The sequence below is a fragment of the Streptomyces sp. NPDC034043 genome, from assembly GCF_055575675.1.
Genome location: NZ_JBVISF010000002.1, coordinates 713963 through 726333, shown reverse-complemented (window position 1 = coordinate 726333; position 12371 = coordinate 713963). Strand labels below are relative to the sequence as shown.

The window sequence follows — 12371 nt, the reverse complement described above, 5'->3', positions numbered from 1 at the left end:
ATGAAGCACACCCCGCGCGCACTCGCCCTGGCCGCCGCCCTCCTCCTCGCCACCGCCGGCTGCGGCATGTCCGGCAGCCCCCCGGTCAAGGGCCCCCAGCCCGAGGACCTGCCCGTCTACCAGGTCGACACCGGCTTCTCGCTGCCCCGGTCCCGCACCTGGGAGAAGGCGAAGGAACGCGGCCACCTCGTGGTCGGCGTCAAGGAGGACCAGCCCTACATGGGGGAGAAGGACCCCGCGACCGGCCGCTACTCGGGCTTCGACATCGAGATCGCCAAGATGATGTCGGCCTCGCTCGGCTTCGACCCCAAGACCGTCGAGTTCAGGACGATCGCCTCCGCCAACCGCGAGACCGCCCTGCAGAACGGCCAGATCGACTACTACGTGGGCACCTACACGATCAACGACAACCGCAAGAAGCAGGTCGGCTTCGCCGGCCCCTACTTCATGGCCGGCCAGTCCCTGCTCGTCCGCAGGAAGGAGAAGGACATCAAGGGCCCCGAGGACCTCGACGGCAAGAAGGTCTGCTCGGCCGCCGGCTCCACCCCCTACCAGCGGCTCCAGCGGGAGTTCCCCAAGGCCGTCCTCATCGCCTACGACACCTACTCGGTCTGCGTCGACAACCTGCTGACCTACCAGGTCGACGCCGTCTCGACCGACGACTCCATCCTCCTCGGCTACGCCGCGAAGGTCCCCGAGGAGCTCAAGGTCGTCGGCAAGCCCTTCTCCGAGGAGCCCTACGGCATCGGCGTCCCCCGCACTGACAACGCCCTGCGCTTCGCCCTCGACGACGCGCTGGCCGCGCACGAGAAGAACGGCTCCTGGAAGAAGGCCTACGAGGCCACGCTCGGCCTCTCCGGCCGGCCCGCCCCCGAGCCGCCCGCCATCGACCGCTACCCGGCGGGCTGAGGGGAGAGCACACCTCCATGGACGTACTCACCGAGAACTTCGCGCTCTACGGCAAGGGCTTCCTCGGCACGGTCGAGCTGACCCTCTACGCCTCGCTCCTCGCCCTGGTCCTCGGCTTCCTGATGGCCTCCTTCCGCGTCGCGCCCGTCGGCTCCTTCCGTGTCTTCGGCACGGTCTGGGTGACCGTGCTGCGCAACACCCCGCTCACCCTGCTCTTCTTCGCCGTGCTCCTCGGGCTGCCCCGCTTCGGGCTGGTCCTGCCCTTCCAGCTCTTCGCCGTCCTCGCGCTCGGCTGCTACACCTCCGCCTTCATCTGCGAGGCACTGCGCTCCGGGATCAACACCGTGCCCAAGGGGCAGGGTGAGGCGGCGCGCAGCCTGGGCATGTCCTTCGGGCAGACCCTGGGCACGGTGGTGCTCCCGCAGGCCTTCCGGTCCGTCATCCCGCCCATCGGCTCGACCCTGATCGCCCTCGCGAAGAACTCCGCGATCGCCGGCGCCTTCAGCGTCACCGAGCTGCTCGGCACGTACAAGAACCTCAACGAGCTGGGCTACAGCATCATCTGGACCTTCGTCTGGATCGCCGTCGGCTACCTGATCATCACCCTGTCCATCAGCGCGCTCTTCAACGTGCTGGAGAAGCGCTACGGAGTCGCCCGATGACCGCGCACGCGCTGCACGGGGACCTGGGGTCCACCGCCCTCTACGACCTGCCCGGGCCCCGGGCCCGGCGCCGCCACTTCTTCTACGGGATCGCCTCGACGGCGGTGATCCTCGCCCTGCTGGCCTGGCTCCTCTACCTGCTCTTCGACACCGACCAGTTCACCACCGCCAAGTGGCGGCCCTTCGCGTACGAGGGCATCCAGGAGCTGCTGCTGGAGGGGCTCGGGAACACCCTGAAGGCCTTCGCGTACGCCTCGGTGCTCTCGCTCGCCCTCGGCGCCGTGCTCGCCACCGGCCGCCTCTCGGCGCACCGGCCGGTGCGCTGGCTGGCGACGCTGTGCGTGGAGTTCTTCCGGGCCATGCCGGTCCTGGTGATGATCTTCTTCATCTTCGTGGCGCTGAAGGTCCAGCCCCTGCCCGCGCTGGTGGCCGGGCTGACCCTCTACAACGGATCGGTGCTCGCCGAGGTCTTCCGCTCGGGCATCAACTCCGTGGAGAAGGGCCAGCGCGAGGCGGCGTATGCGCTCGGGATGCGCAAGACGCAGGTGATGACCTTCGTCCTCGCCCCGCAGGCGGTCCGCGCGATGCTGCCCACGATCATCAGCCAGCTGGTGGTGGCCCTGAAGGACACCTCGCTCGGCTTCCTGATCACCTACGAGGAGTTCCTGCACGCCGGCAAGCTGATTGCCTCGAACCTGGACTACGACCTGCCGTTCATCCCCGTCGTGCTGATCATCTCGCCGATCTACATCGGGATGTGCATGCTGCTGTCCTGGTTCGCCACGTGGGTGGCGCGGCGGGAGCGGCGCAACCCGAAGACCCGGGCCGTCGAGGTCGCCCCCGCCGAACCGGGCACGGTGCTGCCGGGGAGGTAGGCGCGGAGCCCTCCTTCCCCCCACGCCCGGGGGCGTGGGGGGACCCCACCGGCGGCAGCCGCGGATCACTGCTCGCGCAGCGGCACCGAGACGTACGAGGGATCGGTGCCCGGCGAGGAGAAGGTCAGCTGCGCGCCGGTGGGGTTGTGCTCGATGTAGAGGGGGTCGACCGTGTCGACGACGAGCGCGAGCCGGTGGCCCCGGGGCACGTCGTAGGCGGTGGAGAAGAGGTCCAGGTCGACCCCGAAGGACTGGCCGGGGGTCTTCCCGTGGAAGGTGTACGGGGCGTTGCTGACGAGCTTGCCGACGCCGAGCGGGCCGACGTCGTAGAGGTAGGCGACGAAGGTGCCGTCGCCCTTGGTGGGCGTGACGGTGGTGTGCAGGCGCACGGTGCCGCGGATCCGGCGCTCCTCCTCGTAGCGCGGTGACTGCCAGACGGCGGCGAAGGCGCGGGGGAGGAGGGGGACCGAAGCGGTCGGCGGCGCCTTCGCGAACTGGTCGAGGACGCTGGAGAGGAAGAGGATCCCGCCGTTGGCGCCGGAGTCGACGTTGGCCCAGACGTGCTCGCTGTCCGCGAGGGGGAGCCTCTCGGTGCCGCCGGAGCCGACCGACGCCCAGTCGGCGTAGCCCTCGTAGCCTTCGGCGGCGCGGGACTTGATCTGTACCGGGGCCTCGGTGTCGACCCCGTTGCGCTCGCCCTTGAGGTAGCGGTCGAACCAGCGGTGGGCGTTGGTCCAGGTGTCGTTGGGCAGGCCGAGCAGGCCGGTGGCCTCGGCGGTGGCGTGGTCTCCGGGGCGGAACTCCAGGCGCTTGGGGCCGGTGAGCCTCTCGAAGAACTTCGCGTACTGGTTGGGCGGGAAGACGGTGTCGCCCCAGGCGTTGCCCAGCATGATCGCGGCGCCGTTGGCGTTGATCCGGTCCACCTGCTCGGAGGCGGAGCGCTTCCGGCCCCACTCGATCATCGCCTGCTCGTTCTCCAGCTTCGATCCGAGGAAGTCGCCGAGGATCCGCTGGAGTTCGGGGCCGGGACGGCCGGTGAGGTAGCCGGCGGCGCCCAGCATCCCGGCGGCCTGGAGGTGCTGGGTCCGGCCGGAGTAGATGGATTCGATGAGGTCCGCCCATCCGCTGAGGGCGACCACCGCCTTGATCCGGGGGTCGTGCGCGGAGGCCAGCAGGCTGATGCCCGCGCCGTACGAGACCCCGCCGAGGCCGATGCGGCCGGGATCGGCGGGGGAGTTGGCGAGGGCCCAGTCGATGACGGCGGAGACGTCGGCGATGTCCGCCGGCCCGGCCGTCTCGATCTGTCCGCCGGAGAGCCAGAAGCCGCGGGAGGTGTAACTGACGACGACGTAGCCGGAGTCGGCGAGCTGCTTGGCCTGGGCGACGTATTCGATCTGCGGCATGCCCCAGCTGGTGGGGAGCACGATCAGCGGATATTTCCGGCCGGGTTCGGCGCCGGCCGGGGTGAAGACGTTTCCCTTGAGGGTGATGCCGCCGGAGCCGGGGATGTCGTGGAAGCGTACCTGTGAGGAGGCGTCCGTGCGTGACGCGGTGGCGGCGGGGGCCGCCTGGGCCTGGTGGGGGGCCAGGCCCAGGACGGCTGCCGCGAGCAGCGCGGCCACCGCCGTCGCGGTGGTGGGGCGGGTTCTCATCGGTGGCTCCTCGCGTGCGCCGGTGTCCGAAAGTGAACCGACGGTAACGGGAGGGGCTTACCGGGGGTAACCCATGAGTAAGTTACGTAGCGGTAACAATTGCGGGAGGGGTCCTGCCCTCGGGTCAGCCCTGCTGGGAGCCGCCGCCGGCCAGGGCGCTCTTCGCCTTCCACTGGTCCCAGGACAGGTTCCACTCGCCGTACCCGTTGCCGAGGTCGGCGTTGCCCTTGGAGCCGCTGCCGACGACCTCGAACGGGTCGCCGACCTGGACCCGCTCGTAGAAGGTCCTGGCGTCGGCGTCGCTCATGCCCACGCAGCCCGAACTGCTGTTGGCGCGGCCGAAGTTGGCGGCGTTCCACGGAGCGGCGTGCGCGTACATGCCGGACCAGGTCAGCCGCATCGAGTAGTCGACCATCTTGTCGTAGGAATCGCCCAGCCCCACCGTCTGGGAGTCCATCCGGATGGTGCCCTCCTTCGACATCAGGACCATCTTCCCGGACCAGGAGGCCTTCTGGCCGCCGGGCGTGCCCGCCGAGACCGGGATCGTCCTGACCGCCTGGCCGTCCTCGGCCACCGTCATCTTCTTGGTGTCGAGGCTGACCTCCATCCGGCGGTCCTTGCCTATCTTGAACTCGGTGGTGTAATCGCGGGCGAAGAGGCCGCCGCCGGGACCCGAGTCCACGCCGTTCAGGTTCATGTCGACCTTCACGTCGGTGCCGGACTTCCAGTACTCCTTCGGGCGCCAGTCCACCCGGTCCTTGCCGGAATAGTCCTTGAACCAGCCCCAGGAACCCTCGGTGCCGTTCGAGCTGGTGACCTTCAGCTGCTTCTCGACCTCGGCCTTGTTCTTCACCGGATTGTCGAAGACGAGCGAGACGGGCATCGCGACGCCCACCGTGCTGCCCTTCGGGATGTTGATGGAGACCTTGTTCACCTTGTCCGCGGGCGAGGTCTTGAACTGGGTGCTCGCGCTCTGGCTGGCGGTGTTCTGCGCCTCGACCCGGTAACCGGTGCCGGGGGAGGCGTTGCGCTCCGAGGTCCAGGTCCGGCCGTCGGCGGATATCTGCCCGGGCAGCTCCCCGCCCTTGCCGTCCGTCACCTTCACCAGCGAGAACTTCCCGTCGGCCAGGGTCACCCTGACCGGCTCGCCCGCCTTGACCTGCTCGCCCGTGAGGTTCACCGAGATCGCCATGTCCGGGCCCTTCTTCGGGTCCGCCCCCTTGCCGTCGCCGCCCCCGTTCCCCCCGGAGCCACCGCCCCCGCAGGCGCTCAGCGCCAGGGTGAGCAGCGCGGTGCCCGCCAGCATCGCGTGACGGGTGCGGCGGCGCGGAAGTGCGGTGCGGCGTGTACGGCTCAACGAAAACCCCTCCGGAATAACGGTCGTCCTCATATGAGGAGCGAACGCGGCCACTTCAGGTTGCGCATTCCCCGAAAAATCTCCTCCAGGCGGTTGTGACATGTGCCGCAGCGGAACCGTTGCCATCCGGTCACATCCGGAAGGCCGATGCGGAAACCGGCCGTCCGGAATTCACCCACCCGCGGCCCCGGAACCGGAAAAGGACCTTCCGCACCCGGTGAGGGGCCAAAAGTCCCTACCGTCCCCGCCAATTCACCGCGGCCGCCCGGTAACGGGACGCTCCGGCGGCCGGGATACCCTCCATCTTCGGCACGGCGAAGGAGAAACACCCCGATGTACGGATCCACCAGCAGCGCGGCGCGCGAGCAGGCCCCACCGCGCCCGGAGACGGGCGACGCCCGGGCGGCGGGCCCCGCGCCCGTGGCCGCACCGGCACCGGCGAAGACCTCGGTGCTGCGCAGCGGAGCGCTGATGGCCGCCGGCTCCGTCGTCTCCCGCGCCACCGGCTTCGTCCGTTCGGCCGTGGTCCTCGCCGCGCTCGGCGCCGGGTTCCTCGGGGACGGCTACACCGTCGCCAACACCATCCCGAACATCATCTACATGCTGCTGGTCGGCGGAGCCCTCAACGCCGTCTTCGTCCCCGAACTGGTGCGCGCCGCCAAGGAACACCGCGACGGCGGGGCCGCGTACACCGACCGGCTGCTGACCGCCTGCACCGTGGCGCTCCTCGCCCTCACCGCCACGGCCGTCCTCGCCGCACCGCTGATCGTCGACGCGTACACCCCCGAGGCGTACACACCGGCCCAGCGGAGCACCGTCGTCGCCCTGGCCCGCTTCTGCCTGCCGCAGATCCTCTTCTACGGGCTCTTCACCGTGCTCGGCCAAGTGCTCGGGGCGCGCGGCCGGTTCGGCGCCATGATGTGGACCCCCGTCCTCAACAACCTCGTCATCATCGGCGTCTTCGGCCTCTTCCTGTACACCTCCCACGGCGGCCGCGACGCCCTCAGCGCCGCGGACACCCGGCTGCTGGGCATCGGCACCACCGCGGGCATCGTCGTCCAGGCCCTCGCCCTCGTCCCCTCGCTGCGCGCCGCCCGCTTCCGCTGGCGCCCCCGCTTCGACTGGCGCGGCAGCGGCCTCACCCGCCCGCTGCACAACGCGGGCTGGCTGGTCCTGCTCGTCCTCACCAACCAGATCGCCTACTGGGTGGTGACGGTCCTCTCCACCACCGTCGGCCACCGGGCCGGCGGCTTCGGCTACGCCGCCTACACCAGCGCCTACCAGCTGTGGATCGTCCCCCAGGGCATCATCACCGTCTCCCTGGTCACCGCCCTCATGCCCCGGATGAGCTCGGCCGCTGCCGACGGGGACCTCGGCGCCGTCCGCGAGGACGTCTCGTACGCGCTGCGCTCCAGCGCCGCCCTCGTGGTGCCCGCCGCCGCGCTCTTCGCCGCGCTGGCCCCCTGGGTGATGGACTGCGTCTCCGGGTACGGGAAGGTCACCGCCGCCGAGGTCGCCGCCATGGCCGGCATGCTCACCGCGTTCGCCCCCGGCCTGGTCGCCTTCTCCGCCCAGTACGTGCTGGCGCGCGGCTTCTACGCGCTCTCCGACACCCGGACCCCCTTCTTCCTCAACCTCGTCATCGTCGCCTGCAACGCCGGACTGTCGTACGCCGCCTACCTCCTGCTGCCGGCGCGCTGGGCCGTCACCGGCATGGCCGCCGCCACCTCCCTCGCCTTCACGGCGGGCGCCGCGGTCACCGCGTACGCCCTCTCCCGCCGGCTCGGGCCGCGCACGGGCCGCCGTACCGCCACGGCGCTGCGCACCCACCTGCGGCTGCTGGCCGCCTGCCTGCCCGCGGCCGCCGCCGCCTACGGGGCCGCCCGGGCCGCCGACGGCCTCGGTGCCTTCGCCGCCGCGGCGGCGGGAACCGCCGCGCTGGCCCTGGTCGTCGTACTCCTCGCCCGGCCGCTGCGCCTGGCGGAGATCACCGACCTGCTGGACTCCCTGCGCCGGAAGGTCCGCAGATAGCGGGAGTACACCATGAAACGCCCTGGAGCACTGGCCGGATGCCGCGCGTACTGCTGATCGAGGACGACCCGTCCATCCGGGAGGGAGTGGGCCTCGGCCTGCGCCGGCGCGGCCACGAGGTGAGCACCGCGGCGACCGGCGAGGAGGGACTGGCCCTCATCGGCGGCTTCCGTCCCGAGCTGGTGCTCCTGGACCTGATGCTGCCGGGGATCAACGGGGTCCAGGTCTGCCGCCGGATCCGCGAGACCAGCCAGGTCCCGGTCATCATGCTCACCGCGCGCGGCGACGACGTCGACATCGTCGTCGGCCTGGAAGCCGGAGCCGACGACTACATCGTCAAACCCGCCCGCACCGAGATCATCGAAGCCCGCGTCAAGGCCGTGCTGCGCCGCCTCAAGGACCCGGGCGGCCGCCCCGGCGTCGAACACCACGGCGGGCTCGCCATCGACCGCGCCGGGCTGACCGCCGCCAGGAACGGCGAGCGCGTCGCCCTCGCGCCCAGCGAGATCAAGCTCCTGCTCCACCTGTCGGCCTCACCCGAGCAGGTCTTCTCCCGGCAGCAGCTGCTGGAGTACGTCTGGGAGCACAGCTACCACGCCGACGCCCGGCTCGTGGACGCCTGCGTGCGCCGGCTGCGCAACAAGATCGAGGACCCCGGCGGACAACCCCGCTACATACAGACCGTGCGGGGATTCGGCTACCGCTTCGGCCCGCTCTAGACGTGCGCGGCCTCGCACCCCTCGGACTGCGCACCCGGCTGATCGCCGCGTTCCTGCTGGTCGCCACGATCTGTGCCGTCAGCACGGCCGCCCTCACCTACCGGCAGGCCCGCAGGGCCGTCCTGACGCAGAGCCAGGACACGGCGGTCAGCACCCTGCGCGACCAGCTGGAGGGCCGCGGCATGAGCCTGCCCATGGACCGCCCGCAACTCCAGCGCCTCGTCAACGACCTGGGCAAGCGCGGCAAACCGCACTCCTGGGTGGTCTACGGCGAGTACGGCACCCTGCGTGCCTCCTCCAACGGCACCCCCACCACCTCCGCCGTCCTCACCGACACCCTGCGCGACCAGGTCGCGGCGAACCCGCACGGGGCATTCCAGCGGGTCGAGGACGCCCGCGGCGAGCCCTACCTGACCATCGGCATGCCCGCCGTCTTCGCCCGCGACGGCAAACGCGAGCCGACCGGCGTCACCGTCTACGCCGTCATGCCGCTCACCGGCGAACAGCAGACCGTCGACGCCATGGTCGAAGCCGCCAAGCAGGGTGCCGTACCGGGCCTGGCCATCGCCCTCGTACCCGCCCTGCTCGCCGCGCGCAGCGTCCTGCGCCCCGTACGCGACATGCGGCGCGCCGCGCGGAACCTGGGCCGGGGCCGCCTCGACACCCGGATCGACGTCAGGGGGACCGACGAACTCGCTGGCCTCGCCCGCACCTTCAACGAGACCGCCGGCGCACTCGAGGAATCCGTCACCGAACTGCGGGAGGCGGAGGCCCGGGCCCGGCGCTTCGCCGCCGACGTCTCCCACGAACTGCGCACCCCGCTCGCCGGGATGCTCGCCGTCACCGAGGTGCTCGACGAGGACGCCGCCGGCCTCGACCCCGACACCGCCAAGGCGCTGCGGCTGATCAGCGCCGAGACCGGGAAGCTGGCCGTCCTCGTCGAGGACCTGATGGAGATCTCCCGCTTCGACGCCCGCGCCGCCGAACTCAACCCCGACGACGTCGACGTCGCCGAGGCCGTGGGGAAGACCCTGGAGCGCCGCCACTGGGACGACGGCCGGGTCACCGCCGACCTGCCCGAAGGGGTCCGCGCCAGGCTGGACCCGCGCCGCTTCGACGTGGTCCTGGCCAACCTCGTGGGCAACGCGCTGCGCCACGGCGAGGCCCCCGTACGGATCACCGTACGCACCCGGGAGCACCCGGGCGGGCCGCGCCTGCTGCTGGAGGTCGCCGACAGCGGACCGGGCATCGCCGACGAGGTGCTGCCGCACATCTTCGACCGGTTCTTCAAGGCCGACGCCGCCCGCACCCGCTCCGCCGGCAGCGGCCTCGGGCTCGCCATCACCCTGGAGAACGTCCGGCTGCACGGCGGCGGCCTCAGCGCCTCCAACGCCCCCGGCGGCGGAGCGGTGTTCACCCTCGACATGCCCCTGGAGGCCGCCGCATGAGCCGTACGCGGGCGCTCGCGTCGGCCGCCGCCCTGCTGGCGCCGCCCCTGCTGCTCACCGGCTGCGGGATCAAGCCCACCGGAGTCGTGGAGAGCGGCGCGGCCGCCAAGGTCGCCGTCGCCGCGCCCGCCCGCGCCTCGATGGCCTACTTCGTCACCCCCGAGGGACGACTGGTCCCCTCGCCGCGGCCCGAGCACACCCGCGACGGCCCCCGCGGCAGCCTCACGGGACTGCTGAGCGGCCCCGGCGCCGCGGAACTGGAGGCCGGACTGGGCACCAGGCTGCCCCCGGTCGACGAGCGGCGGCTCGCGGAGGTCGGGGCCGGCTTCACCGCCCGGGACCGGGTCGAGGCACGGCTCCCCTTCCCCGTGGCCGGGCTGGATCCCGTCGCCCGCCGCCAGCTCGTGTGCAGCGCCCTGTCCACCCTGGCCCCGGCCTTCGACGTGGTGCTGCGCGGCTCGGACACGGCGCTGGAGGCGGCCCGCTGCGAAACGGGGGGCGGAGGGGCTTGAGGGGCCGGGAGGTGAGGGGTCGGGAGGTGAGGGGGCGAGAGGCCCCTCGGCTCCGGCCGGCGAGGGCCCCTTGCGGCGCCCCCGGTGTCCCGCCACCGTGTGGACCATGGAACGCGCCGCCCGGCCCCCCGGCATCCCCGACGTCTTCGACCCCCGCCTCTACGCCGAGGCCGTCCCGCACGAGCGCTACCGCCTGCTCCGCGACCGCCACCCGGTGGCCTGGCAGGAGGAGCCCGAGGTCCAGGGCTGGCCCGCCGGCCCCGGCTTCTGGGCCGTGACCCGGCACGCCGACGTCGTCCGCGTCCTGCGCGACCACGCCTCGTACTCCTCCTGGCTCGGCGCCACCCAGATCCGCGACCCCGACCCCGCCGACCTGCCGTTCCTGCGCAGCACCATGCTCAACCAGGACCCGCCGGGCCACGGCGGGCTGCGCCGCCTGGTCTCCCGCGCCTTCACCCCCGCACGCGTCGACGCCTTCGCGGACCGGGTCCGGGAACGCGCCCGCACCCTCCTCACCGCCGCGCGGGACGGCGCCGAGGACGGGACCGCCGACGTCGTGCGCGCCGTCACCGACGAATACGCCCTGCTCAACCTCACCGACCTGCTGGGCGTCCCGCCCGCCGACCGGGGCCTGCTGCTGGAGTGGACCGTACGGATCATCGGCTACCAGGACCCCGAGGACGCCCCCGCGCCCCTCCTCGGCCCGGACGGCAAGCCGCTCAACCCGCGCTCCCCGGCGCTGCTCGGCGAGATGTTCGGGTACGCCCGCGAACTGGCCGCGTACAAGCGCGCCCACCCCGGGGACGACGTCATGACCGCCCTCGCACAGGCCGGACTGGAGTCCGCCGAACTGGAGATGTTCTTCTTCCTGCTGACCGTCGCCGGCAACGACACCGTACGCAGCGCGGCGCCGGGCGGCCTCCTGGCCCTGGCCCGCCACCCCGACGCCTACCGGAGCCTCGCCGACGGCACCGCCCCGGCCGGCCGGGCCGTCGAGGAACTGCTGCGCGTCCACCCGCCCGTGCTCAGCTTCCGCCGCACGGCCGCCCGCGACACCGAGCTCGCCGGCACCCCGATCCGGGCCGGGGACAAGGTGGTGGTCTTCCACGCCTCCGCCAACCACGACGAGCGGGTCTTCGCCGACCCGCACCGGATCGACCCCCACCGCGCCCCCAACCCCCACGTCTCCTTCGGTGACGGCCCGCACGTCTGCCTCGGCGCCCACTTCGCCCGGCTCCAGCTGCGCACCCTCTACGAGGAGTGGCGCGACTCCATGCCCGCTCCGGAACTCGCGGGCCCGCCCCGCCGGCTGGTCTCCAACTTCATCAACGGCATCACGCGACTGCCGCTGCGGGTGTCCGGGCCGCGACGGTGACATCGGCGACCAGTTCGGTCACGTCCGGCCCGTAGGCGTTGGAGTTGACCACCTTCAGCATGAGGCAGAAGGACTTCCCGCGGTAGTCGCGCGCCAGCTGCCGGTGGTTGCGGGCGAGATAACGGGCCGCGGCCTGATTGCTGTTGGCGGTCTGCCCGGAGAGCAGGAACACCGGCCGCGACCCCTGCTCCGTCGTGAGCCGCGCCAGCAGCACGTATTCGACCAGGCCCGGCTCCCAGCGGTACGCCTCCCCGCCGACGGTGATCATGCCCCGGTCCGGGCCGGGTTCGGAGGACACCTCGACCCGGACCCCGGGGAGCAGGGAGTGGAGGTGCGCCGCCGTACGGGAGTTGGACGAGGGACCGCCGACGCAGAACTCGGCGCGCTCGCCGAAGCCCTGCCGCGCCTCGTGGGTGACGATCTGCACCGTCGCCCCGCAGTCCTTGATCAGGGACGATATCTCCAGCAGCGCGAAGGCGTCGTTGCGGTGCAGCGAGGATTCCTTGCCGCCCATCTGGCGGTTCACCACGAACAGGCAGTCGGAGCCGGCCGGGAGCCCGAAGAAGGCCTGCTTGCGGCGGAGCGCGCGGCGCCACACGTACGTCCGCGTGAACCAGCCGAATCCACCGCTGAGGGCGGTGGCCACCACTCCGAGCACGATGTTGCGGACGTCGTCGTTCATGCGGCGGATGGTAGCCGCCGCGCCGCCTTCCTGACGCGGGGGGCGGGGCGGACTAGGCTGCCGGGCCTGGGACCCGTCGTCGGAGCAGCACCGGGCCGGGGGCTGCTCCGACGACGGGCCCGGGTCTGACCGGCCGTCGACTGGAGGAA

The 12371-nt window shown here is 72.0% G+C and carries 11 protein-coding genes; 8 read left to right on the top strand and 3 right to left on the bottom strand.

Translation table 11 applies throughout. From position 1 onward, the window contains the following. Genes ACZ51S_RS07950 through ACZ51S_RS07940 form a run of 3 tightly spaced genes read left to right on the top strand, consistent with a single transcriptional unit; the run spans window position 1 to window position 2446 of the window. Window positions 1-909: a glutamate ABC transporter substrate-binding protein gene (locus ACZ51S_RS07950; protein ID WP_468802399.1), complete on the top strand. Its 909-nt coding sequence runs from the start codon at window positions 1-3 to the stop codon at window positions 907-909. Between the two features lie 17 nt (window positions 910-926). Next, window positions 927-1571, top strand: a complete 645-nt coding sequence (locus ACZ51S_RS07945) for an amino acid ABC transporter permease (RefSeq protein ID WP_388942803.1) — start codon at window positions 927-929, stop codon at window positions 1569-1571. Then, window positions 1568-2446: an amino acid ABC transporter permease gene (locus tag ACZ51S_RS07940; RefSeq protein ID WP_468479094.1), complete on the top strand. Its 879-nt coding sequence runs from the start codon at window positions 1568-1570 to the stop codon at window positions 2444-2446. Before ACZ51S_RS07945 ends, ACZ51S_RS07940 begins: the two co-directional genes overlap by 4 nt. A 65-nt stretch (window positions 2447-2511) precedes the next feature. Here ACZ51S_RS07940 and ACZ51S_RS07935 read toward each other — a convergent pair whose 3' ends face one another. Both ACZ51S_RS07935 and ACZ51S_RS07930 read right to left on the bottom strand, forming a co-directional pair. After that, window positions 2512-4098, bottom strand: coding sequence for a CocE/NonD family hydrolase (locus tag ACZ51S_RS07935; protein WP_468960122.1), 1587 nt, complete (start codon window positions 4096-4098; stop codon window positions 2512-2514). A gap of 124 nt (window positions 4099-4222) precedes the next feature. Further along, window positions 4223-5404 carry a L,D-transpeptidase gene (locus ACZ51S_RS07930; RefSeq protein ID WP_468960212.1) on the bottom strand — a complete coding sequence of 394 codons (1182 nt, stop codon included), beginning with the start codon at window positions 5402-5404 and terminating at the stop codon, window positions 4223-4225. Window positions 5405-5788: 384 nt separating this feature from the next. Between ACZ51S_RS07930 and murJ the strand changes: the two genes are divergently transcribed. The 5 genes from murJ to ACZ51S_RS07905 all read left to right on the top strand — a co-directional run bounded on the left by murJ (window position 5789) and on the right by ACZ51S_RS07905 (window position 11540). After that, entirely contained in the window at window positions 5789-7486 is a 1698-nt protein-coding gene (gene murJ / locus ACZ51S_RS07925; protein WP_468960121.1) for a murein biosynthesis integral membrane protein MurJ, read from the top strand. A 38-nt stretch (window positions 7487-7524) separates the two neighbouring features. Continuing rightward, window positions 7525-8205, top strand: a complete 681-nt coding sequence (locus ACZ51S_RS07920) for a response regulator (protein WP_468479091.1) — start codon at window positions 7525-7527, stop codon at window positions 8203-8205. Between the two features lie 2 nt (window positions 8206-8207). Next, on the top strand, window positions 8208-9653 hold the full coding sequence (locus ACZ51S_RS07915) for an ATP-binding protein (protein WP_468802401.1): 1446 nt from the start codon (window positions 8208-8210) through the stop codon (window positions 9651-9653). After that, window positions 9650-10165 (top strand): hypothetical protein, encoded by a 516-nt coding sequence (locus ACZ51S_RS07910; RefSeq protein WP_468479089.1) that lies wholly within the window; start codon window positions 9650-9652, stop codon window positions 10163-10165. Before ACZ51S_RS07915 ends, ACZ51S_RS07910 begins: the two co-directional genes overlap by 4 nt. A 106-nt stretch (window positions 10166-10271) precedes the next feature. Further along, entirely contained in the window at window positions 10272-11540 is a 1269-nt protein-coding gene (locus ACZ51S_RS07905) for a cytochrome P450 (RefSeq protein ID WP_468479088.1), read from the top strand. Here the strand turns inward: ACZ51S_RS07905 and ACZ51S_RS07900 are convergent. Then, window positions 11500-12222, bottom strand: a complete 723-nt coding sequence (locus ACZ51S_RS07900; protein ID WP_388942784.1) for a hypothetical protein — start codon at window positions 12220-12222, stop codon at window positions 11500-11502. The genes ACZ51S_RS07905 and ACZ51S_RS07900 overlap by 41 nt on opposite strands. Window positions 12223-12371 lie beyond the last annotated feature (149 nt).

Coding starts and splice junctions, on each gene's coding strand:
- ACZ51S_RS07920 (WP_468479091.1), top strand. CDS start 7,525: ATGCCGCGCGTACTGCTGATCGAGGACGACCCGTCCATCCGGGAGGGA.
- ACZ51S_RS07935 (WP_468960122.1), bottom strand. CDS start 4,098: ATGAGAACCCGCCCCACCACCGCGACGGCGGTGGCCGCGCTGCTCGCG.
- ACZ51S_RS07930 (WP_468960212.1), bottom strand. CDS start 5,404: ATGCTGGCGGGCACCGCGCTGCTCACCCTGGCGCTGAGCGCCTGCGGG.
- ACZ51S_RS07910 (WP_468479089.1), top strand. CDS start 9,650: ATGAGCCGTACGCGGGCGCTCGCGTCGGCCGCCGCCCTGCTGGCGCCG.
- murJ (WP_468960121.1), top strand. CDS start 5,789: ATGTACGGATCCACCAGCAGCGCGGCGCGCGAGCAGGCCCCACCGCGC.
- ACZ51S_RS07950 (WP_468802399.1), top strand. CDS start 1: ATGAAGCACACCCCGCGCGCACTCGCCCTGGCCGCCGCCCTCCTCCTC.
- ACZ51S_RS07900 (WP_388942784.1), bottom strand. CDS start 12,222: ATGAACGACGACGTCCGCAACATCGTGCTCGGAGTGGTGGCCACCGCC.
- ACZ51S_RS07945 (WP_388942803.1), top strand. CDS start 927: ATGGACGTACTCACCGAGAACTTCGCGCTCTACGGCAAGGGCTTCCTC.
- ACZ51S_RS07940 (WP_468479094.1), top strand. CDS start 1,568: ATGACCGCGCACGCGCTGCACGGGGACCTGGGGTCCACCGCCCTCTAC.
- ACZ51S_RS07905 (WP_468479088.1), top strand. CDS start 10,272: ATGGAACGCGCCGCCCGGCCCCCCGGCATCCCCGACGTCTTCGACCCC.